At 63.3% G+C, this 518-nt stretch carries 1 protein-coding gene; it reads left to right on the forward strand.

The window, feature by feature from the left end; translation table 11 throughout:
- Window positions 1-16: 16 nt before the first annotated feature.
- On the forward strand, window positions 17-518 hold a 502-nt coding region (locus QQL24_RS36370), incomplete at its 3' end, for an SDR family oxidoreductase (RefSeq protein ID WP_284317211.1).

Genomic DNA, 518 nt, shown 5'->3' on the forward strand with positions numbered 1-518 from the left:
CAATGATTGGGTCTCCTTGCAGTCCTTCTTCGATGATCTGCCAAGCCCGGTCGACCATGTCATGGTCACTGCCGGCGCTCCTCACTACAAACCTCCACTGGACATGTCGCAGGAAGAGGCGCAGCGCGGCCTCACTGAACATCTGCTGCTTGCGCTCGGGGTAGCACGCGGCGCGTCAGGCAAGGTCAGGCCAGGCGGCTCCCTGATATTCATGGGAGGCACCGGCGGCCGTCGCCCGCGGAAAGGTTTGGCGATCGTATCGACCGTTACCGCAGCGTTTCCCGCCCTCATCGCCAACCTCGCGTTGGAGCTCGCCCCGATCCGCGTCAACCTGATCGCCGCAGGCTTCGTCGACACGCCTCTGTCGGCCTCACTTCTCGGCGACGATCTCGATAAGCGGCGAGACGAACTGCGCGCGACCTTGCCCATCGGACGTGTCGTCAGTCCTGCCGATGTCGCCGGGCTCGCGGTTCATATCATGTGCAACACGGCCCTAACCGGTGCTACCTACGACATCG

Source organism: Labrys miyagiensis, from assembly GCF_030160835.1.
GTDB classification, from domain to species: Bacteria; Pseudomonadota; Alphaproteobacteria; order Rhizobiales; family Labraceae; genus Labrys; species Labrys miyagiensis.